Annotated in this window: 17 protein-coding genes; 4 read left to right on the forward strand and 13 right to left on the reverse strand. The window is 54.1% G+C overall.

Annotated features, from left to right (window positions below; all coding sequences use genetic code 11):
• Positions 1–45 precede the first annotated feature (45 nt).
• The 5 genes from rpsA to HBA26_RS04125 form a co-directional block, all read right to left on the reverse strand.
• Positions 46–1719: a 30S ribosomal protein S1 gene (gene rpsA, locus HBA26_RS04105; RefSeq protein ID WP_008499966.1), complete on the reverse strand. Its 1674-nt coding sequence runs from the start codon at positions 1717–1719 to the stop codon at positions 46–48.
• Between the two features lie 111 nt (positions 1720–1830).
• Positions 1831–2514 carry a (d)CMP kinase gene (cmk, locus tag HBA26_RS04110; protein WP_013097305.1) on the reverse strand — a complete coding sequence of 228 codons (684 nt, stop codon included), beginning with the start codon at positions 2512–2514 and terminating at the stop codon, positions 1831–1833.
• Between the two features lie 185 nt (positions 2515–2699).
• Positions 2700–3983, reverse strand: a complete 1284-nt coding sequence (aroA, locus tag HBA26_RS04115; RefSeq protein WP_126345194.1) for a 3-phosphoshikimate 1-carboxyvinyltransferase — start codon at positions 3981–3983, stop codon at positions 2700–2702.
• A gap of 69 nt (positions 3984–4052) precedes the next feature.
• Positions 4053–5141, reverse strand: coding sequence for a 3-phosphoserine/phosphohydroxythreonine transaminase (gene serC / locus HBA26_RS04120; protein WP_126345193.1), 1089 nt, complete (start codon positions 5139–5141; stop codon positions 4053–4055).
• Positions 5142–5303: 162 nt separating this feature from the next.
• Positions 5304–5996 (reverse strand): DUF421 domain-containing protein, encoded by a 693-nt coding sequence (locus HBA26_RS04125; RefSeq protein WP_028012566.1) that lies wholly within the window; start codon positions 5994–5996, stop codon positions 5304–5306.
• A 127-nt stretch (positions 5997–6123) separates the two neighbouring features.
• On the opposite strand from HBA26_RS04125, the gene ycaO reads away from it, so the two are divergent.
• The 4 genes from ycaO (at position 6124) to pflA (ending at position 12426) form a co-directional block, all read left to right on the forward strand.
• Positions 6124–7884 (forward strand): 30S ribosomal protein S12 methylthiotransferase accessory factor YcaO, encoded by a 1761-nt coding sequence (gene ycaO / locus HBA26_RS04130; protein ID WP_164558219.1) that lies wholly within the window; start codon positions 6124–6126, stop codon positions 7882–7884.
• A 406-nt stretch (positions 7885–8290) separates the two neighbouring features.
• A complete protein-coding gene (gene focA / locus HBA26_RS04135; protein ID WP_028012564.1) occupies positions 8291–9148 on the forward strand; it encodes a formate transporter FocA in 858 nt (285 codons plus the stop codon).
• A 51-nt stretch (positions 9149–9199) separates the two neighbouring features.
• On the forward strand, positions 9200–11482 hold the full coding sequence (gene pflB / locus HBA26_RS04140) for a formate C-acetyltransferase (protein ID WP_023338210.1): 2283 nt from the start codon (positions 9200–9202) through the stop codon (positions 11480–11482).
• Between the two features lie 203 nt (positions 11483–11685).
• Positions 11686–12426, forward strand: a complete 741-nt coding sequence (gene pflA / locus HBA26_RS04145) for a pyruvate formate lyase 1-activating protein (RefSeq protein WP_028012563.1) — start codon at positions 11686–11688, stop codon at positions 12424–12426.
• 36 nt (positions 12427–12462) lie between these two features.
• On the opposite strand, the gene HBA26_RS04150 is transcribed toward pflA, so the two are convergent.
• From HBA26_RS04150 to lolA, 8 genes are all read right to left on the reverse strand, one after another.
• Positions 12463–12993: an anti-virulence regulator CigR family protein gene (locus tag HBA26_RS04150; RefSeq protein ID WP_047368209.1), complete on the reverse strand. Its 531-nt coding sequence runs from the start codon at positions 12991–12993 to the stop codon at positions 12463–12465.
• 122 nt (positions 12994–13115) lie between these two features.
• Positions 13116–14264 (reverse strand): MFS transporter, encoded by a 1149-nt coding sequence (locus HBA26_RS04155; RefSeq protein WP_126345191.1) that lies wholly within the window; start codon positions 14262–14264, stop codon positions 13116–13118.
• 275 nt (positions 14265–14539) lie between these two features.
• Entirely contained in the window at positions 14540–15403 is an 864-nt protein-coding gene (locus HBA26_RS04160) for a dimethyl sulfoxide reductase anchor subunit family protein (RefSeq protein WP_166720811.1), read from the reverse strand.
• Between the two features lies 1 nt (position 15404).
• Complete coding sequence (locus HBA26_RS04165; RefSeq protein WP_014883208.1) at positions 15405–16022, reverse strand: DMSO/selenate family reductase complex B subunit; 618 nt, start codon at positions 16020–16022, stop codon at positions 15405–15407.
• A gap of 10 nt (positions 16023–16032) precedes the next feature.
• Positions 16033–18477, reverse strand: a complete 2445-nt coding sequence (gene dmsA, locus HBA26_RS04170; RefSeq protein WP_126345190.1) for a dimethylsulfoxide reductase subunit A — start codon at positions 18475–18477, stop codon at positions 16033–16035.
• A 211-nt stretch (positions 18478–18688) separates the two neighbouring features.
• Positions 18689–19981 carry a serine--tRNA ligase gene (gene serS, locus HBA26_RS04175; protein WP_008499983.1) on the reverse strand — a complete coding sequence of 431 codons (1293 nt, stop codon included), beginning with the start codon at positions 19979–19981 and terminating at the stop codon, positions 18689–18691.
• Between the two features lie 92 nt (positions 19982–20073).
• Positions 20074–21417, reverse strand: a complete 1344-nt coding sequence (rarA, locus tag HBA26_RS04180) for a replication-associated recombination protein RarA (RefSeq protein ID WP_028012558.1) — start codon at positions 21415–21417, stop codon at positions 20074–20076.
• A 9-nt stretch (positions 21418–21426) separates the two neighbouring features.
• On the reverse strand, positions 21427–22041 hold the full coding sequence (gene lolA, locus HBA26_RS04185; RefSeq protein ID WP_028012557.1) for an outer membrane lipoprotein chaperone LolA: 615 nt from the start codon (positions 22039–22041) through the stop codon (positions 21427–21429).
• Positions 22042–22055 lie beyond the last annotated feature (14 nt).

Here is a 22055-nt window from a genome sequence, read left to right on the forward strand (position 1 = left end):
GCGCTGTAAATACGTTACAGCTCAAATGATGCTGAGAACCTGATATTACTCGCCTTTAGCTGCTTTGAAAGCTTCAGCCATTGCGTTGTTAGAGAAGTTTGCATCTTCCTGTTTGTTAACAGTTGCGATTGCATCTTTCTCATCAGCTTCGTCTTTAGCACGTACAGACAGGCTGATTGCACGGTTCTTACGGTCAACGCCGGTGAACTTAGCTTCAACGTCGTCGCCTACGTTCAGAACCAGAGTGGCATCTTCAACGCGGTCACGTGAAGCTTCAGAAGCGCGCAGGTAACCTTCAACGCCGTCAGCCAGTTCTACGGTTGCGCCTTTAGCGTCAACTGCAGTCACTTTACCGTTTACGATTGCGCCTTTCTTGTTCAGTGCAACCCAGTTGTTGAACGGATCTTCTGCGAGCTGTTTAACGCCCAGGGAGATACGCTCACGCTCTGCGTCAACCTGCAGAACAACTGCAGCGATTTCGTCGCCTTTTTTGTATTCACGAACTGCTTCTTCGCCTGCAACGTTCCAGGAGATGTCAGACAGGTGAACCAGGCCATCGATGCCGCCGTCCAGGCCGATGAAGATACCGAAGTCAGTGATAGACTTGATTTTACCTTCAACACGGTCGCCCTTGTTGTGGGTTTCCGCGAACTGCTGCCATGGGTTGTTTTTGCACTGCTTCAGGCCCAGGGAGATACGACGACGTTCTTCGTCGATATCCAGAACCATCACTTCCACTACATCACCAACGTTAACAACTTTGGATGGGTGGATGTTTTTGTTGGTCCAGTCCATTTCGGAAACGTGCACCAGGCCTTCAACGCCTTCTTCGATTTCAACGAAGCAGCCGTAGTCGGTCAGGTTGGTTACGCGACCAGTCAGTTTAGTACCTTCTGGGTAACGCTTAGCGATAGCTACCCATGGATCTTCGCCCAGCTGTTTCAGGCCGAGGGATACACGAGTACGCTCGCGGTCGAACTTCAGCACTTTAACAGTGATTTCGTCGCCCACGTTCACGATTTCGCTTGGGTGCTTAACGCGTTTCCACGCCATGTCGGTGATGTGCAGCAGGCCATCAACGCCGCCCAGGTCAACGAATGCGCCGTAGTCAGTGAGGTTCTTAACGATACCTTTGACTTCCATGCCTTCCTGCAGGTTTTCCAGCAGCTGATCGCGTTCTGCGCTGTTTTCGGATTCGATAACGGCACGACGGGAAACAACAACGTTGTTACGCTTCTGGTCCAGCTTGATTACTTTGAACTCAAGCTCTTTGCCTTCGAGGTGCAGGGTGTCACGGACTGGACGAACGTCTACCAGTGAACCTGGCAGGAACGCACGAATACCATTCAGCTCAACAGTGAAGCCACCTTTAACTTTGCCGTTGATAACACCGACCACAGTTTCAGCTTCTTCGTAAGCTTTCTCCAGCGTGATCCATGCTTCGTGACGTTTAGCTTTCTCACGAGACAGCAGGGTTTCGCCGAAGCCGTCTTCTACTGCGTCCAGAGCAACGTCAACTTCGTCACCAACCTGGATTTCCAGCTCGCCCTGGGCGTTTTTGAACTGCTCAGCCGGAATGGCGGACTCAGATTTCAGACCGGCGTCAACCAGTACTACGTCTTTGTCGATAGCAACAACAACACCGCGAACGATGGAACCCGGACGGGTTTCGATTTCTTTTAAGGATTCTTCAAACAGTTGAGCAAAAGATTCAGTCATGTTTAATCTTCAGGTTAATATTAACGTCCACCTGGCTCCGTGCCGGATGGGGTTGTTTCACATACCCGCCGTCAATCCATTGCAGCGGGGGTACTGCTAAATCGGTCGCGATTACGCGAGTGCCAGTTTTTGGCGCGCATATTGTAGCGCTTTTTCAATCACTTGCTCAATAGTTAAACTGGTTGAATCCAGAACTAATGCATCTTCTGCAGGAACAAGCGGTGCGACGGCGCGGTTACGATCGCGGTCATCGCGCTCTTTTATCTCGGATAAAAGGCGATCAAAGTTAACACTAAACCCCTTTTCCTGCAACTGAAGCATACGGCGTTGAGCACGTTCTTCCGAAGAGGCGTCAAGGAAGATTTTTACTGGCGCATCAGGGAAGACTACGGTTCCCATGTCGCGTCCATCAGCGATCAGACCCGGGGCTTCACGAAACGCTCGCTGGCGACGCAGCAGCGCCTCGCGAACGCGTGGGAAAGCCGCCACCTGGGAGGCCGCATTAGCGACTTCCTGCGTACGGATTTCGCCGCTCACGTCTTCCCCTTCCAGGATCACTTCCAGGTTGCCATCGGTAGAAACAAAACGCACATCCAGATGCGCAGCCAGCGGTACCAGCGCTTCTTCAGAGGCGACATCCACGTGATGATGCAGCGCAGCCAGCGCCAGCACGCGATAGATTGCTCCCGAATCTAAAAGATGCCATTGCAATGCTTCCGCCATCGCTTTGCACAGAGTACCTTTCCCTGCGCCACTCGGCCCATCAATGGTGATTACCGGGGCAACTGCCGTCATCTTTTTCTCCTTAAATAAGGCATACCGTTAACATGAACGCCGCGCATTATACGCGCCAACGTGCGCAACTGTTACCTTTGCGTGCAAATTACGGAATGATAGAAGCAGAGTGTAGAAGAAATGAGCGGGAAAGATCGTCAGGAAGCGTAAGGAAATGCCGCATCAGATGATGCGGCAAGACTTCATCATGCCAGGGTGCTAATGCGCGCCAGCTGTTCGAAATAGTCCGGGAAGGTTTTCGCCGTACATTTCGGATCGAGAATGGTCACAGGGGTATCGGACAGCGCCACCAGCGAGAAACACATCGCCATACGGTGATCGTTATAGGTCCCGATTTCAGCAAAGTTCAGTTTTACCGGAGGGGTAACGCGAATGTAATCTTCGCCCTCTTCTACCTCAGCGCCGACTTTACGCAGCTCGGTTGCCATCGCGAACAGGCGGTCCGTCTCTTTTACGCGCCAGTTATAGATGTTGCGCAGCGTGGTGGTGCCTTTGGCAAACAGCGCCGCCGTGGCAATGGTCATCGCCGCATCCGGGATATGGTTCATGTCCATGTCGATGGCGTTCAGCTCACCGTGGGTACAGGAGATGAAATCATCCCCCCAGGTGACAACCGCGCCCATTTTTTCCAGCACGTCAGCAAAACGAATATCGCCCTGCACGCTGTTGCGGCCAATGCCGGTCACTTTTACCGTACCGCCTTTAATCGCGCCAGCGGCAAGGAAATAGGACGCGGATGAAGCATCGCCTTCAACCAGGTAGTTGCCCGGCGACTGGTACTGCTGCGCGCCGCGAACCACGAAACGCTGATAAGACTGGTTTTCAACCTCAACGCCGAAGGTTTTCATCAGATGCAGCGTAATATCAATATACGGTTTGGAGACCAGCTCACCTTTAATCGTGATAACCGTATCCTGCGGGGCCAGCGGCGCGGTCATCAGCAGCGCCGTCAGGAACTGGCTGGAGACGCTGCCGTCAACCTCGACGGTACCGCCGGTAAAGCCCCCGCGCAGACGCAGTGGCGGGTAATTTTCCTGCTCCAGATACTCAATCTGCGCGCCGCCCTGACGCAGGGCATCTACCAGATGGCCGATCGGACGCTCCTTCATGCGCGGCTCGCCGGTCAGCACGATGTTATTGCTCCCGAGGCACAGGGCCGCCGCCAGCGGACGCATCGCGGTACCCGCGTTACCCAGAAACAGCTCAAGCTCGTCACTCGCCTGCAGCGCGCCGCCGTTGCCGGTCACTTCGCAGCGGGTGCGATCGTCAGAGAGTGTGTAATGAACGCCCAACGCTTTCAGCGCATTGAGCATATGGCGCACGTCATCGCTGTCCAGCAGGTTGGTGAGGACGGTGGTGCCGTTTGCCAGAGCTGCCAGCAGCAGAGCGCGGTTCGAGACACTTTTTGAACCAGGCAGATTGATGGTGCCATCTACCCGCGCGATAGGTTGTAACGTCAGGGATTCCATGAAAACTAAACTCTCAACTCAACATAATAAAAACCCCGCAGGGACGCTGCGGGGGTGAAAAACAGCCCGTTAACCGTGACGACGTTCGAAGTCGATCATGAAATCGGTCAGGGCCTTAACGCCTTCCAGCGGCATGGCGTTATAAATGGAAGCACGCATCCCGCCCACCACACGATGGCCTTTCAGCGCGTGCAGACCCGCCGCGAACGACTCTTCCAGGAACACGCTGTCCAGGCTGCTGTCTGCCAGCTGGAACGGTACGTTCATGCGGGAACGGTTCGCTTTCGCCACATCGTTACGGTAGAAATCGCTCTTGTCGATCGTGCCGTACAGCAGTTCGGCTTTCTGCTGATTGATCTTGTCCATCTGCGCCACGCCGCCGTTTTGCTTCAGCCATTTGAAGACCAGGCCGGAGAGATACCAGGCAAACGTAGGTGGGGTGTTGAACATGGAGTCGTTGTCATTCAGGACGGTGTAATCCAGGATTGACGGGCAGGACTTATGGGCTTTCCCCAGCAGGTCTTCACGGACGATGACAATAGTCAGCCCAGCAGGACCGATGTTTTTCTGAGCACCTGCGTAAATGACGCCGTAGCGGCTGACGTCCAGCGGAGTGGACAGAATGGTTGAAGAGAAGTCCGCCGTCACAATGACATTGTCGCCAAAGTCTGGCTCTTCGTGAATGGCGATGCCGTCGATGGTTTCGTTCGGGCAGTAGTGGAGATACGCGGCATTGGCAGACAGCTGCCACTCGCTCATCGGCTTCACGGCGCGCAGACCGTCAACGGTCACTTTGGCGTCGATAACGTTCGGCGTGCAGTATTTGTGCGCTTCTTTTAACGCACTGGCTGCCCAGTAGCCGGCATCGACGTAATCAGCGGTGGTTTTGTCGCCCAGCAGATTGAGCGGGATGCCCGCAAACTGACCGCGTCCACCGCCATGGCAGAACAATACTTTGTAGTTCGAGGGAATGTTCAGCAGATCGCGAAAATCCTTTTCTGCCTCTTCCGCCACCTGAATAAACGCTTTACCCCGGTGGCTGATTTCCATCACCGACGTACCCAGACCGTTCCAGTCACACAGTTCCTGTTGAGCCTGTTTGAGTACGTCTGCCGGTAACATTGCCGGACCTGAACTGAAATTAAAAACTTGAGCCATTTCCCCTCACCACGCTAAAAGCCATAAGTTATAACTGTGGATATCGGTTTTATCATTCAGTGACACGCGCCGCAATGTCTAAAACTTATGACCGGGGAAATGTGCCCTTCGTCACACAAAACAATCTACCGCCTCGTCGTCACAAAACCGACAAAATCGCTGTCAGACGAGGCGTTTAGCCCGGCTAACCTTTGTCCATTCCGGATTTGCACAACGAGGGCATAATTGATGATCGCCCGCATGCATCCCCACAACATGACTACATTTTATACATGCATACTCCCCGGTTTCAGGTATCACCCTGAACCGTTCTACTAACATATCCGGCAGGATACACAGGCCGGGCTTAACGTCGTCATCAGCATAGTAATAGACGCTGATTTGCCCATTGGTTTCCATGATCGCCAGCCGCACCTGTCCGAGCTGTTCAACGCTATTCAGGCGCAGCTCCATAAAGAACTCAAACTCGGTCATATTGGCGCTTTGCACATTTTCCCAGGCCAGCTGACCGTCCTCGACAATAACGACCGGTTTCCCTTCAAGCAGATCTTCCAGCTTTTCACTTTTTGACATCAGCCACATCACCAGCCGGTAAAGCAAGGCGAGGGAAACAAAAACGATAAACACCGGCACCATCGGCACGTCGTCATAAAACGCGACGTCCCCCGCCGCCGAGCCCAGCGTCAGGATGATCAGCACTTCAAACAGCGACATCTGACGAACGCCACGACGACCGGTAATTTTGAGAAACAGGAAGACGAGTACGAAGGTATACAGGCTGCGCAGCGCCACTTCGCCCAGAAATTCAGGTGGAACTTTATCAAACGCCATCCGCTGGAGATCAAATGCTTTCATTTTTCTATGCCTTAACAGTCAGTTACTGCTACTAAGCATAGCTCAGCCATTTATTTTCGCCGGAGATAGCACCCGTCACGCAAAACCCGTATCATTGCGCGCTTTACGTACGATAAAAGTGAACGCCATGACTCAAACGTTTATCCCCGGCAAAGACGCCGCTCTGGAAGATTCCATCGCTCGCTTCCAGCAGAAACTGACCGACCTGGGCTTTAACATCGAAGAAGCCTCCTGGCTGAACCCGGTGCCTCACGTCTGGTCCGTGCACATTCGCGACAAAGACTGCGCGCTCTGCTTTACCAACGGTAAAGGTGCGACGAAAAAAGCGGCACTGGCCTCTGCGCTGGGTGAGTATTTTGAGCGTCTGTCCACCAACTATTTCTTCGCTGACTTCTGGCTGGGTGAAACCATCGCCAACGGCCCGTTCGTTCACTATCCGAACGAAAAATGGTTCCCGCTGACCGAAGACGATGAACTGCCGGAAGGCATTCTGGATGGCCGTCTGCGTGCCTTCTACGATCCGGAAAACGAACTGACCGCCAGCATGCTGATCGATCTGCAGTCTGGGAATGAAGAGCGTGGGATCTGCGCCCTGCCGTTCACCCGTCAGTCTGACGAGCAGACCGTCTATATCCCGATGAACATCGTCGGCAACCTGTATGTGTCCAACGGTATGTCCGCCGGTAACACCCGCAATGAAGCGCGCGTGCAGGGCCTGTCTGAAGTGTTCGAGCGTCATATCAAAAACCGCATTATTGCCGAATCCATCAGCCTGCCTGAAATTCCGGCAGACGTGCTGGCGCGCTACCCGGGCGTGGTGGAATCCATCGCCAAACTGGAAGCGGAAGGTTTCCCAATCTTTGCCTATGACGGCTCGCTGGGCGGTAAATATCCGGTTATCTGCGTCGTGCTGTTTAACCCGACTAACGGAACCTGCTTCGCCTCCTTCGGCGCGCACCCTGACTTCGGCGTGGCGCTGGAGCGTACCGTGACCGAGCTGCTGCAGGGCCGTAGCCTGAAAGATCTCGACGTATTCACCCCGCCAACGTTTGACGATGAAGAAGTGGCCGAGCACACCAACCTCGAAACCCACTTCATCGACTCCAGCGGTTTGATCTCCTGGGATATGTTCAAGCAGGACGCGGACTTTCCGTTCGTGGACTGGAGCTTTGCCGGTACCACCGAAGAAGAGTTCGCTACATTGATGGCAATCTTCGACGCCGAAGATCAGGAAGTCTACATTGCCGACTACGAACACCTGGGCGTTTACGCGTGCCGCATCATCGTACCTGGCATGTCCGATATCTACCCGGCGGAAGATCTGTGGCTCGCAAACAACAGCATGGGCGCGCACCTGCGTGAAACCCTACTCTCCCTGCCGGGCAGCGAGTGGGAAAAAGAAGATTATCTCAACCTGATAGCCCAGCTGGACGATGAAGGCCACGATGACTTTACCCGCGTGCGCGAGTTGCTGGGTCTGGCGACCGGGAAAGACAACGGCTGGTACACGCTGCGCATCGGTGAACTGAAAGCGATGCTGGCCCTCGCGGGCGGCGATCTGGATCAGGCTCTGGCCTGGACAGAATGGACCATGGAGTTTAACCAGTCGGTCTTCTCCGCCGAGCGCACCAACTATTACCGCTGCCTGCAAACCCTGCTGCTGCTTGCACAGGAAGACGATCGCGAGCCACTGCAGTACCTGAACGCTTTTGTACGTATGTACGGTGCTGAAGCGGTTGAAGCCGCCAGCGCGGCGCTGAGCGGTGAAGAGCCGTTCTACGGTCTGCAGGCGGTTGACAGCGATCTGAAAGCCTTCCCGGCGCATCAGTCTCTGCTGAAGGCCTATGAAAAACTGCAGAAAGCAAAAGCTGCTTACTGGTCAAAATAAGCGCATATAACATTAACGGCAGTAGGCGTATTCAATCGTCTGGGCTATATTACGGGGCAATTTCATTGCCCCGTTTTTTATTCTCTTCGGCAATGATTGTTGATTGTAATAATAAAGTTAAACACGGGTAAATATAATAATATTTGCCTGGGCTTTATTGTTACTTTTTATGGTAAATACTCCATATTAATTAACTGTTTCGAAGGGGGCCGAACGAAAAAATTCAACTCTTTTCATAACTTTTAAAATTTATTTTTATACGGATAATCAAATACTTACTCCGCATTTGTTGTAAAACCATACACACTGCGGGCCTATAAGCCAGGCGAGATATGATCTATATCAATTTCTCTTCTATAATGCTTTGTTAGTATCTCGTCGCCGACTTAATAAAGAGAGAGTTAGTGTGAAAGCTGACAACCCTTTTGATCTTTTACTCCCCGCCGCGATGGCAAAAGTTGCCGAAGAAGCGGGTGTCTATAAAGCAACGAAACACCCGATGAAGACGTTCTATCTGGCGATCACCGCTGGTGTGTTCATCTCTATCGCTTTCGTCTTCTACATCACCGCCACCACCGGTACTGCCGGAATGCCTTTCGGCATGGCCAAACTGATTGGCGGCATTTGCTTCTCACTGGGTCTGATTCTCTGCGTCATTTGCGGCGCCGACCTCTTCACCTCAACGGTGCTGATTGTTGTGGCGAAAGCCAGCGGAAGAATTACCTGGGGTCAACTGGCGCGCAACTGGCTTAACGTCTACGTTGGTAACCTGATTGGCTGTCTGCTCTTTGTTCTGTTGATGTGGCTCTCTGGCGAGTATATGACCGCCAACGGTGGCTGGGGGCTTAATGTCCTGCAAACCGCTGACCACAAAATGCATCACACATTTATCGAAGCCGTTGCTCTCGGCATCCTCGCAAACCTGATGGTCTGCCTGGCGGTCTGGATGAGCTACTCTGGCCGTAGCCTGATGGATAAAGCCATGATTATGGTTCTGCCGGTTGCGATGTTTGTTGCCAGCGGCTTCGAGCACAGTATTGCGAATATGTTCATGATCCCGATGGGGATTGTTATCCGCAACTTTGCAAGCCCGGAGTTCTGGACCGCAGTTGGTTCATCCCCGGAAAGTTTCTCTCACCTGACTATTATGAATTTCATTACTGATAACCTGATCCCCGTCACTATCGGGAACATTATCGGTGGGGGTCTGTTAGTTGGGTTGACATACTGGGTCATTTACCTGCGTGGCGGCGACCATCATTAATGGTTGTCTCAGGCAGTAAATAAAAAATCCACTTAAGAAGGTAGGTGTTACATGTCCGAGCTTAATGAAAAGTTAGCCACAGCCTGGGAAGGTTTTGCGAAAGGTGACTGGCAGAATGAAGTCAACGTCCGTGACTTCATTCAGAAAAACTATACCCCGTATGAAGGTGACGAATCCTTCCTGGCTGGCGCAACTGACGCGACCACCAAGCTGTGGGACAGCGTAATGGAAGGCGTTAAACTGGAAAACCGCACTCACGCGCCAGTTGATTTTGACACCTCCGTTGCATCCACCATCACTTCTCACGATGCTGGCTACATCAACAAAGCCCTTGAGAAAATTGTTGGTCTGCAGACTGAAGCACCACTGAAACGCGCCATCATCCCGTTCGGTGGTATCAAAATGGTTGAAGGTTCCTGCAAAGCGTATAACCGCGAGCTGGACCCAATGCTGAAAAAAATCTTCACCGAATACCGCAAAACCCATAACCAGGGCGTATTCGATGTTTATACCAAAGACATTCTGAACTGCCGTAAATCTGGCGTTCTGACCGGTCTGCCAGATGCCTATGGCCGTGGCCGTATCATCGGTGACTACCGTCGCGTTGCGCTGTACGGTATCGACTTCCTGATGAAAGACAAATACGCGCAGTTCGTTTCCCTGCAGTCTGACCTGGAAAACGGCGTGAACCTGGAAGCGACTATCCGTCTGCGTGAAGAAATTGCTGAACAGCACCGCGCGCTGGGTCAGATCAAAGAGATGGCGGCTAAATATGGCTGTGATATCTCTGGTCCTGCGACCAACGCTCAGGAAGCTATTCAGTGGACCTACTTCGGCTACCTGGCCGCTGTTAAGTCTCAGAACGGTGCAGCAATGTCCTTCGGCCGCGTATCCACCTTCCTGGATGCGTACATCGAACGTGACCTGAAAGCAGGCAAAATCACCGAGCAAGACGCTCAGGAAATGATTGACCACCTGGTCATGAAACTGCGTATGGTTCGCTTCCTGCGTACCCCAGAATATGATGAACTGTTCTCTGGTGACCCAATCTGGGCAACCGAATCTATCGGTGGTATGGGCGTTGACGGCCGTACGCTGGTAACCAAAAACAGCTTCCGCTTCCTGAACACCCTGTACACCATGGGTCCTTCTCCGGAGCCGAACATCACCGTTCTGTGGTCTGAAAAACTGCCTCTGAACTTCAAGAAATTCGCCGCTAAAGTGTCCATCGACACCTCTTCTCTGCAGTACGAGAACGATGACCTGATGCGTCCGGACTTCAACAACGACGACTACGCTATCGCTTGCTGCGTAAGCCCAATGGTTGTTGGTAAACAAATGCAGTTCTTCGGTGCGCGTGCAAACCTGGCGAAAACCATGCTGTACGCTATCAACGGCGGCGTTGATGAAAAACTGAAAATGCAGGTTGGTCCTAAGTCTGAGCCAATTAAAGGTGACGTGCTGAACTATGACGAAGTCATGGAGCGCATGGACCACTTCATGGACTGGCTGGCTAAGCAGTACGTGACCGCGCTGAACGTTATCCACTACATGCACGACAAATACAGCTACGAAGCCTCTCTGATGGCGCTGCACGACCGTGACGTTATCCGCACCATGGCGTGTGGTATCGCAGGTCTGTCCGTTGCGGCTGACTCCCTGTCTGCAATCAAATACGCGAAAGTTAAACCAATTCGTGACGAAGACGGCCTGGCCGTAGACTTCGAAATCGAAGGCGAATACCCGCAGTTTGGTAACAACGACGCTCGCGTTGATGACATGGCGGTTGACCTGGTAGAACGTTTTATGAAGAAAATTCAGAAACTCACTACCTACCGTAACGCTATCCCGACACAGTCTGTTCTGACCATCACCTCTAACGTTGTGTATGGTAAGAAAACCGGTAACACCCCAGACGGTCGTCGTGCTGGCGCGCCATTTGGCCCAGGTGCTAACCCAATGCATGGTCGTGACCAGAAAGGTGCTGTAGCTTCTCTGACCTCCGTTGCTAAACTGCCGTTTGCTTACGCGAAAGATGGTATCTCTTACACCTTCTCTATCGTGCCAAACGCGCTGGGTAAAGACGACGAAGTGCGTAAAACTAACCTCGCGGGTCTGATGGATGGTTACTTCCACCATGAAGCGTCCATCGAAGGTGGTCAGCACCTGAACGTGAACGTAATGAACCGTGAAATGCTGCTCGACGCGATGGAACATCCTGAGAAATATCCTCAGCTGACCATCCGCGTATCTGGCTACGCAGTACGTTTTAACTCCCTGACGAAAGAACAGCAGCAGGACGTTATCACCCGTACTTTCACTCAGTCCATGTAAGTGGAATTGACTGAAATCACGCGTTAAAAAGCGTACAATAAAGGCTCCACGCAAGTGGGGCCTTTTTAACACCCTCGCTTCACCAGTCTCTTTTGTCCGCTATCTATACTTTATGGATAACAGCCAAAACAGACTCGACATAGCCTTTGAGCTGTGCAACTACACAGGCCCCCGGATGGGCCAAATTCGGAGATATCACCGCAATGTCAACTATTGGTCGCATTCACTCCTTTGAATCCTGTGGCACCGTCGATGGCCCGGGGATCCGCTTTATTACCTTTTTCCAGGGCTGCCTGATGCGCTGCCTGTACTGCCATAACCGCGACACCTGGGACACGCACGGCGGTAAAGAAGTCACCGTGGAAGATCTGATGAAAGAGGTGGTGACCTACCGCCACTTTATGAACGCATCCGGCGGTGGCGTGACCGCGTCCGGCGGTGAAGCTATTCTTCAGGCTGAATTTGTCCGCGACTGGTTCCGCGCCTGCCATAAAGAAGGCATTCATACCTGTCTCGACACCAACGGCTTTGTGCGCCGCTACGATCCGGTCATTGATGAACTGCTCGACGTGACCGATCTGGTGATGCTCGATCTCAAACAGATGAATGATGAGATCCACCAGAATCTGGTTGGTGTTTCTAACCACCGTACGCTGGAGTTTGCCAAATACATCGCCGATAAAGGCATCAAAACCTGGATCCGCTACGTTGTTGTTCCCGGCTGGTCAGATGACGATGACTCCGCACATCGCCTGGGTGAATTTACCCGCGACATGGGCAACGTCGAGAAAATTGAGCTTCTGCCCTATCACGAACTGGGTAAACATAAATGGGTGGCGATGGGCGAAGAGTACAAGCTTGATGGGGTGAAGCCGCCGAAAAAAGAGACGATGGAACGCGTGAAAGGTATTCTTGAGCAGTACGGCCACAAGGTCATGTATTAAAGAGAAGGCCCGGTAAACACCGGGCCTTTTTATATTCTATTTAAAGACGCCGTTAATTACGGAGGTCACAATCGCCGTACTCAGCGCAATTAAGACCAGGTCGTCCCCGACCACGCGCCATTCATAGCCCGGGTAGGAAGGAAGCTGGCCGAGCATAGAGGCTGGCACAGTCTTCTTCGCAATGCCCGGAGGAAGCGGTTTACCGCGTGCGAGGTTTTTCGCAATCCCCGGAGGCAGAGACTCATAGCCCGTTAAGCCATAATTCAGGGCCAGGTGGCGGGCATGATCGAAGCTCACGCGAGCGTCGACGTCATTACCGACATCTTTGCTGTTTTTGAAGCTCTTATCCGATTTTCCAGGGTTTTCCTTTCCGCTATTTTGCTTATTACCATGGTTACCGGAATTACCAGAATTTCCGTTACCATGATTGCCGCCATTACCTTGTCCGCCACTGTTTCCATGACCACCGCCATTCCCGTTTCCAGGATTAGCCATGACCGGAGCCGTTGCAAACGTTAAAGACAACACTACGGCAAGTGCGGTAGTGGAAAAACGACGTATAGACATGATTGTTGCCTTTTGTGGTAGAACTCATTTGAATTATCGCCAGGCGGGGAAAACAAACAATGTGTAAAAGTCTTATATGTGACAGGGACAAAAAAGCCTGTCATCGACAGGCTTTTATTTAATCAGGCGTGCGCCACAGGGGTTGGATGCTCGCCCGCTTTGCGCAGCAGCATCAGGAGATAAATAAACGACACGCTGGCAATCATGATAAACAGCAAATTGTCGGAATAATTCTGCATCAGCATCGCGGTAAATGTCGGTCCCAGCAGGCTACCGATGGTATAGCTTAATAATAGCGCCTGGCTCATTGCCACGAGCTGGTGATGTTCTACTTTCTCACAGGCCCACGCCATCGCGACCGGGTAAAGCGTGAATCCTGCGGCCCCGAGAATAAACAGTGCAGGCGCCATCGCGGCGTTGCTGAGCATCGCAAGGCATCCCATGATCACCACGAAAACCTGAACGCGCAGCACCAGCAGACGACCAAAACGGTCCGCCAGGCGGCCAATCGGCCATTGCCCCACAATACCCGCACTGACCATCACCGCCATCCAGAAACCAATTCCGGAATCGCTGACGCCCTGATGATTCAGGTAGAGCGGCATCAGGCCATAGAGCGAGCCCAGTACAATTCCCGAAATAATGCAGCCGTTTACGCCCAGACGCGCCTGACGAAGTCTCAACATCGGCCAGACGTGGGTCGCTTCCTGATGTTCGCTGTTCTGGTTCACAATGCGCGTAAAGAGCAGCGGCAGGATCGCGGCCAGCACCATGCCGGTTACCCACGGCAGCACGCTCATCAGGTCGGTTGGCAGTTTGCTGACCATCAGTTGACCCAGAACGGTACCGACGTAGTAAACCATCATATAGGCCGCCAGCAGACGTCCGCGGTTGCGGGAGGTACCGCTACACATCAGCGCGCTTTCAACCACCACCCAAATCATCGCGCAGCCGACGCCGGCGATAAAGCGCCATGCCATCCAGCTCCAGAAGCCCACCATCAGACCCAGACCGGCGCACCCGGCAGCGAAAATCAGCGAGGCCAGATAATAGCTGCGATTAAAGCCAAAACGCTTAATCAGGCTACCGGTTAATAATGTGCCCAACAGGTTCCCGGTAAAAAAGGACGAGCTGACCATACCCACCTGCCAGGTCGGTAAGTTTTCATGGGCGAGCCACAGCGGGACGAGCGTGTTTAACACGGCGATCGCCAGGGTCAACAGAAGCAGGCCACAGAGCAACAGGAGCACTGGCCGGGTATAGGTGGTCATGGATTAAAAACCGTGAGGAAGTTCAGATTTCGTGCGCATCATGCCACTGGCAAAAACAAAGTCAATCCACAGATTTAGCCGGCTCGCACAATATGTTCCCTGTCGATTTAAAAAACTTATCCTGCTAATGCAGCGCCTGCTATAGATATTAATTATGTATCTGTTTTTATTTATTAATGACCGAAATTAAAACAAAACGACAGTCGAAAAATTTCATGAATGAAAAAAAGAAAAGCCGGGCGCTATGTCCCGGCTTTTTATAACGAAAAATGAAATTAGCTGGCGATAGCCATACCGACCGTCATATGCAGGCCGTAAAACACACCGCGACCAATTAACTCCCCTGCCAGCACCAGCACAAAAGCCAGTGACAGGAGCGGCAGTGCAGGCTGATAACCTTTAAGCTGAGGGCCGATCCAGCACACCAGCGCAGCTGCCAGCAACACCACGCGCCAGGCCATCAGCGAACCGTAGTCCGGCACCAGCGCAGAAGCCTGCTGGATAGAGCTGTGAATGGTTGCCAGCTCGGCCCCCTGCATCAGGGCGACCATCGCGCTCACCACCAGCGCCAGCAGCGAAACGGCTGGCAGCAGACGCATTGCCCAACCGTTTACCCCCGCCACGCGCAGCAGCATGTAGCCCAGCAGCGGCCCACCGATAAACATCGTCAGGAAGAAGCTCATCGGCGTCCAGACGCTGTACCAGGTTGGAACGGTATCGATGGTGTTATAGACGCGCACCATCATCCACACGAACACCACGCCCAGTACCATGGTGACGATCAGCCACAGGCTGCGCAGGCCCGCAGGCAATTTTTTCAACGCAGCCAGCAGCCACCCCAGCCCGCCGACGGCAAAGAAGATTGCCCCGCTGGCAATTTCGTTACTGAGCGACGACGCCCCCACGCGGTTCAGGGAGTTGAACGCGCGCATCGGTGAGCCCAGGTGCAGCGTAGAGGCGATAAATCCAATCCCCATCAGCACCCACAGGCCAAACATGCTCAACACCAAACGCTGCTGCTGTTCGGCATTGAGGTTCCCTTTTAACAGCGCCAGCGCCAGAACAATGAAGCCGCCCACTACGCACTGCCCAAAGACCGTGAAGATCATCAGCGGCCATTCATGCCATCCACTTCCCATCTCACACCTCCTTCGGATTTGCCAGGTAGCCGGTGGTGTCACCCGTCGGACGGCTGTTGGCGTTAGGTTTAATGACAATACTCGGCTTGGTGAAGTGCGCTGACGGCAGCGGTGCCACTGCGGCAAGCTGACCGTGTTTCTGACGCAGCTCTTCTATCGGACCAAAATCCAGCGCGCGCAGCGGGCAGGACTCGACGCAGATTGGCTTTTTGCCGTCCGCTACGCGGCTGTGGCAGCCGTCGCACTTGGTCATATGTCCTTTGGCGGCGTTGTACTGCGGCGCGCCGTACGGGCACGCCATATGGCAGTAGCGACAGCCGATGCAGACATCTTCATCCACCACCACAAAACCGTCCTCCCGCTTATGCATCGCCCCGCTTGGGCACACCTTGGTGCAGGCCGGATCTTCACAGTGGTTACAGGCAATCGACAGGTAATAGGCAAAGACGTTCTGATGCCAGACGCCGTTATCTTCCTGCCAGTCGCCCCCGGCGTATTCGTAAATGCGGCGGAAACTCACGTCCGGGGTGAGATCTTTATAATCTTTACAGGCCAGCTCGCAGGTTTTGCACCCGGTGCAACGGCTGGAATCAATGAAAAATCCATACTGGGTTGTCATCGGTTACTCCTTAAACCTTTTCAACCTGGACAAGGTTTGTGTGAGACGGGTTGCCTTTCGCCAGCGGCGACGGACGCTGCGTGGTCAGGACGTTAATACTGCCTGCCTGGTCGATGCGGTTGGCATCCGGGCTGTACCAGGCCCCTTCCCCCAGTGCCACTACGCCAGGCATCATGCGCGGTGTCACTTTGGCTTCAATGTGTACCTCGCCGCGACCGTTAAAGATACGCACGCGATCCCCGTTACGGATACCACGTGCTTTGGCATCCATCGGGTTGATCCACATCTCCTGGCGGCAGGCGGCCTTCAGTACGTCAACGTTACCGTAGGTGGAGTGCACGCGCGCCTTGTAGTGGAAACCGGTCAGCTGCAGCGGGAATTTCGCCGTCAGCGGATCGTTATAGTTTTCGAACCCCGGCGTGTAGATCGGCAGCGGATCGATAACATCTCCTTCCGGCAGCTCCCAGGTAGACGCGATTTTTGCCAGCGCTTCGGAGTAGATTTCGATTTTGCCCGACGGCGTGGTCAGCGGATTCGCCTGCGGATCTTCACGGAACGCTTTATACGCCACGTGATGCCCTTCCGGGTCACGCTGCTTGTACATGCCCTGCTTGCGGAAGGTGTCGAAGTCCGGCAGGTCTGGAATGGCTTTACGAGAGAGCTCGTGCAGATGGCGCATCCACCCTTCCTGAGTACGCCCTTCGGTAAACTGCTGTTCGACGCCCAATCGCTTCGCCAGTTCGGAGGTCATCTCATAGATGGTTTTGCACTCGAAGCGCGGCTTGATGGCCTGGTCGGTAAAGATCACGTAGGACATGTTGCCGCAGGAAGCGTCCAGCGCGAAATCCATCTGCTCAGACGCGGTGCAGTCCGGCAGCAGAATATCGGCATATTTTGCCGAGGAGGTCATGTGGCAGTCGATCACCACAATCATCTCGCACTTCTTGTCGTCCTGCAGAATTTCATGGGTGCGGTTGATTTCCGAGTGCTGGTTGATAAGGCAGTTGCCGGCGTAGTTCCAGATCATCTTGATCGGCACATCCAGCTTGTCTTTGCCCCGAACGCCGTCGCGCAGCGCGGTCATTTCAGGACCGCGCTCGATTGCGTCAGTCCACATAAACATGGAGATGTTGGTCTGAACCGGGTTATCCAGCGTCGGCATCCGCTCAAACGGCACTTCATAAGAACCTTCGCGCGCGCCGGTGTTACCGCCATGAACGCCGACGTTGCCGGTCAGAATTGAAAGCATGGAGATAGCGCGGGTGGCGATTTCACCATTCGCATGACGCTGCGGTCCCCAGCCCTGGCTGATGTAGGCCGGTTTAGCTGAACCTATCTCACGCGCCAGCTGAACAATGCGCTCGACCGGAATACCGGTGATGGTGGAGGCCCACTCCGGCGTTTTCGCTACGCCGTCGCTGCCCTGGCCGAGAATATATGCCTTGTAGTGACCATTGGCAGGGGCACTGGCTGGCAGCGTTTTCTCGTCATAACCGACGCAGTATTTATCAAGGAACGGCTGATCGACGAGGTTTTCAGTAATCATCACCCACGCCAGCGCGGAAACCAGTGCCGCATCGGTACCGGGACGAATGGGGATCCACTCATCTTCGCGCCCGGCACCGGTGTCGGTATAGCGCGGATCGATAATGATCATGCGGGCATTGGATTTGGCGCGAGCCTGTTCGAGGTAGTACGTCACCCCGCCGCCGCTCATGCGGGTTTCGCCCGGGTTGTTACCGAACAGGACGACCAGCTTACTGTTTTCGATATCGGACGGGCTGTTGCCGTCGGCCCAGCCGCCGTAGGTATAGTTCAGACCTGCGGCAATCTGTGCGGAAGAGTAGTCGCCGTAGTGGTTGAGATAACCGCCGCAGCAGTTCATCAGACGCGCGACCAGCGTTTTACCCGGTGGCCAGGAGCGGGTCAGCGTGCCGCCCAGCGTCCCGGTGCCATAGTTCAGGTAGATGGACTCGTTGCCGTACTCTTTGATCAGGCGCTGCATGTTGGTGGCGATAATGTCGTAGGCTTCGTCCCAGCTAATGCGCTCAAACTTCCCTTCCCCACGCTTACCGACACGCTTCATTGGGTATTTCAGACGATCCGGGTTGTAGACGCGGCGACGCATGGACCGACCGCGCAGGCAGGCGCGAACCTGGTGTAACCCTTCGTAGTTATCGTCCCCGGTGTTGTCGGTTTCGACATACTTAATTTCGCCATCCACAACGTGCATACGCAGCGGACAACGGCTACCGCAGTTTACGGTACACGCACTCCACACCACTTTTTCCGGAGCTGCGGCTGCGGATAGTGCGTCCGCCGCCGACGCCAGCCGGGTAAAAGGGAGCGTGAAGGCGCTGCTGGCTACAGCCAGGCCGCCTATTGCCGTGGTTTTCATCAACCCACGGCGAGTGACCTCGGCAGCCATTAACGCTTCAGGCGCTTTGATTTTCATAGAGACTCACTTTGGTTGCTCACAAAGAAAAAAGAGGCGGCACGAACCGCTATATAGTTTTGTAAATAACGAATTTCTTCGTTATCTGCGTCTTATGCTGACTTTCATTCGGAGGAGTATTACTACTTTAGAGGGAGGGGGTATTGCGTCGTGTCAATTCAGAGGCATAAAAAAAGCGCCCGAAGGCGCTTTTTTGTTGTGAGGCAAAGAATTAGCCGATGTACTGCTGGCCTTTCATGTATGGACGCAGCACTTCAGGGATCTCGATGCGGCCATCTGCCTGCTGGTAGTTTTCCAGCACGGCAACCAGCGTACGGCCAACAGCCAGACCAGAACCGTTCAGGGTATGCACCAGACGGGTTTTCTTGTCAGATTTGCTGCGGCAGCGTGCCTGCATGCGGCGCGCCTGGAAATCCCAGACGTTAGAGCATGAGGAGATTTCACGGTAGGTGTTCTGTGCAGGCACCCAGACTTCCAGGTCGAAGGTTTTGCAGGCACCAAAGCCCATGTCACCGGTGCACAGCGCCATGCGGCGATACGGCAGGCCCAGCAGCTCCAGCACTTTTTCCGCATGGCCAGTCATCTCTTCCAGCGCGTCCATGGATTCTTCCGGACGGACAATCTGCACCATCTCGACTTTGTCGAACTGGTGCATACGGATCAGACCACGGGTGTCGCGACCGTAAGAACCGGCTTCTGAACGGAAGCACGGAGAGTGTGCCGTCAGCTTGATTGGCAGATCGTCTTCGTCAATGATCTCATCACGCACGAGGTTGGTCAGCGGCACTTCCGCGGTTGGGATCAGCGCATAGTTGCTGCTGTCTGCTTCTTCATCCAGCGGACGGGTATGGAACAGATCGCCGGCAAATTTCGGCAGCTGGCCCGTACCGTACAGCGTATCGTGGTTAACCAGATACGGAACATAGGTTTCGCTGTAGCCGTGCTGCTCGGTGTGCAGATCCAGCATGAATTGCGCCAGGGCGCGGTGCAGATGGGCAATCTGACCTTTCATTACTACGAAGCGAGAGCCGGTCAGCTTAACCGCAGCGGCAAAGTCCAGGCCCGCGTGCATTTCGCCCAGCGTCACGTGATCGCGCACTTCGAAGTCAAACTCGCGAGGCGTACCCCAGCGCTTCACTTCAACGTTGTCGTTCTCGTCTTTGCCGACAGGCACGCTGTCGTCAGGAATGTTCGGGATAGCCAGAGCGATGTCACGAATTTCGGCCTGAAGAACATCCAGCTCCGCTTTCGCCTGATCCAGCTCTTCACCCAGCTTGTTCACTTCCAGGCGTAATGGCTCAATATCTTCCCCGCGCGCTTTCGCCTGGCCAATGGATTTCGATCGAGAGTTACGCTCTGCCTGCAGATTTTCAGTTTGTACCTGCAGTACTTTACGACGCTCTTCAAGAGCGCGCAGCTTATCTACATCCAGCTTAAAGCCCCGGCGTGCCAGTTTTTCAGCGACTGCGTCTGGCTCATTACGCAGCAGATTGGGATCGAGCATGCTTATCCTGTGCTTATCGAATTAAAATAGAAAATGTGACCACAGCCTGCGGTCACAAGGATACAATTGCCAACATTACCGCAACGATTGAACTAACGGTAGCGTTTTATAGGGCTATTTTGATCCTGTCCGGCGAGCCAGGTGAGCTTTTCACCAATCTTGCCTTCAAGACCTCTGTTTGTGGGATGATAATAGCGCGTTTGTGCCATCTCCTGCGGGAAATATTCCTCCCCGGCGGCGTAGGCGTTAGGCTCATCATGGGCGTAGCGATACTCCTGCCCGTAACCCATCTCTTTCATCAGTTTGGTTGGCGCATTGCGCAGATGAACCGGCACATCGTAGTCCGGGCGCTCGCGCGCATCCGACATCGCCGCTTTGAACGCGGTATAGACCGCATTGCTTTTAGGCGCGCAGGCCAGATAGACAATTGCCTGCGCAATGGCGCGTTCGCCTTCTGCCGGGCCTACGCGGGTGAAGCAGTCCCAGGCTGAAAGCGCAACCTGCATGGCGCGCGGGTCGGCATTGCCAACATCTTCTGACGCAATCGCCAGACAGCGGCGCGCAACGTATAGCGGATCGCCACCTGCGGTAATGATACGTGCGTACCAGTAGAGCGCCGCATCCGGCGCACTGCCGCGTACGGATTTATGCAGAGCCGAGATCAGGTCGTAGAAACGGTCGCCTTTATTATCGAAACGCGCGCTGCGCTCTCCGGCAATTTCCGTGAGCAGTTCAGGCTTCAATACGCGCTTGCCCGCATCGTCCACTTCTGCCATATCGGCCATCATTTCGAGCGTGTTCAGCGCGCGGCGCGCATCGCCGTTGACCAGCTCCGCAATCGCACGTCGCGTGTCGTCAGGCAGAACGATATCCTGCCCACCGTAACCCCGCGCTTTGTCGTCCATTGCCTGGGTCAGAACCTTTTCGATATCTTCCGTGGTCAGGGATTTAAGCAGGTAGACGCGGGCGCGGGACAGCAGCGCCGAGTTGAGTTCAAACGACGGGTTTTCGGTGGTCGCACCAATGAAGAAGATCGTCCCGTCCTCAATGTGCGGCAGGAAAGCATCCTGCTGGCTCTTGTTGAAGCGGTGGACTTCATCGACAAAGAGAATGGTGCGGCGTCCGGCATTACGGTTCTGACGCGCGCGCTCGATCGCCTCGCGGATCTCCTTCACGCCAGACGTTACCGCCGAGATACGCTCAACGTCCGCGTTGGCATAGCGGGCTATCACTTCAGCGAGCGTGGTTTTTCCGGTGCCGGGCGGCCCCCAGAGGATCATGGAGTGCAGATGCCCCGCCTCAATAGCGCGCGGCAAGGGTTTCCCCGCAGCCAGCAGATGCTGCTGACCGATGTACTGCGCTAAATTTTCTGGCCGCATACGGGCGGCCAGAGGTTGAAACGCATTATCTGAAAAATCGAGCGACAGGTTGCTCACTCACGCCTCTTACTTATTGCGTTGGTCGTCCACCGTTACGCCCTGCGGCGGGGTAAAGGTGAATTTCGATGCGTCAACGGCGCCGTTTTGCTGAGACTTAAGCTGGTAGCTGCTGCGCTGATCGTCCTGCTCAACCGCGCCGAACTGATTAATGGTACCGTTGGTACTTACGTTGATGGTGAACTGCTTCAGATTGCCGTTGCTGCCTTTCGGCGTCAGGACAAACTCATCACCGTTCTGTTTAATGTTGTACTGCTGCCAGTCGCTGGTCTGGTTGCGGGCGATCAGCATAAACGGCGTATTGCTGGTCGCGTCTTTCAGCCAGGTCGCAGTGGCCTGCTCAACAAACGGGTTGAAGAACCACAGGGTTTTACCGTCAGAAACCAGGATGCTCTCATCCGGCTGGGTCATATGCCAGTTAAACAGATTGGGGCGTTTCACCCACAAATCACCCTGTCCTTCCTGCACCGCGTTGCCGCTGCCGTCCGTCACTTTTTGCGTGAAGCTGGCGTGGAAGCTGCTTACTTTATCCAGTCGGCTTTTAAGGTCGCTGGCTGCATCAGCCCAGACGCTGCTGGCTACAAAACTGGTGAGTAATGCACAGGCGATGGCGATTTTTTTCATTGTTATTCCTTAAA

This window comes from Enterobacter sp. 725m/11 (genome assembly GCF_011683705.1).
GTDB classification, from domain to species: domain Bacteria; phylum Pseudomonadota; class Gammaproteobacteria; order Enterobacterales; family Enterobacteriaceae; genus Enterobacter; species Enterobacter bugandensis.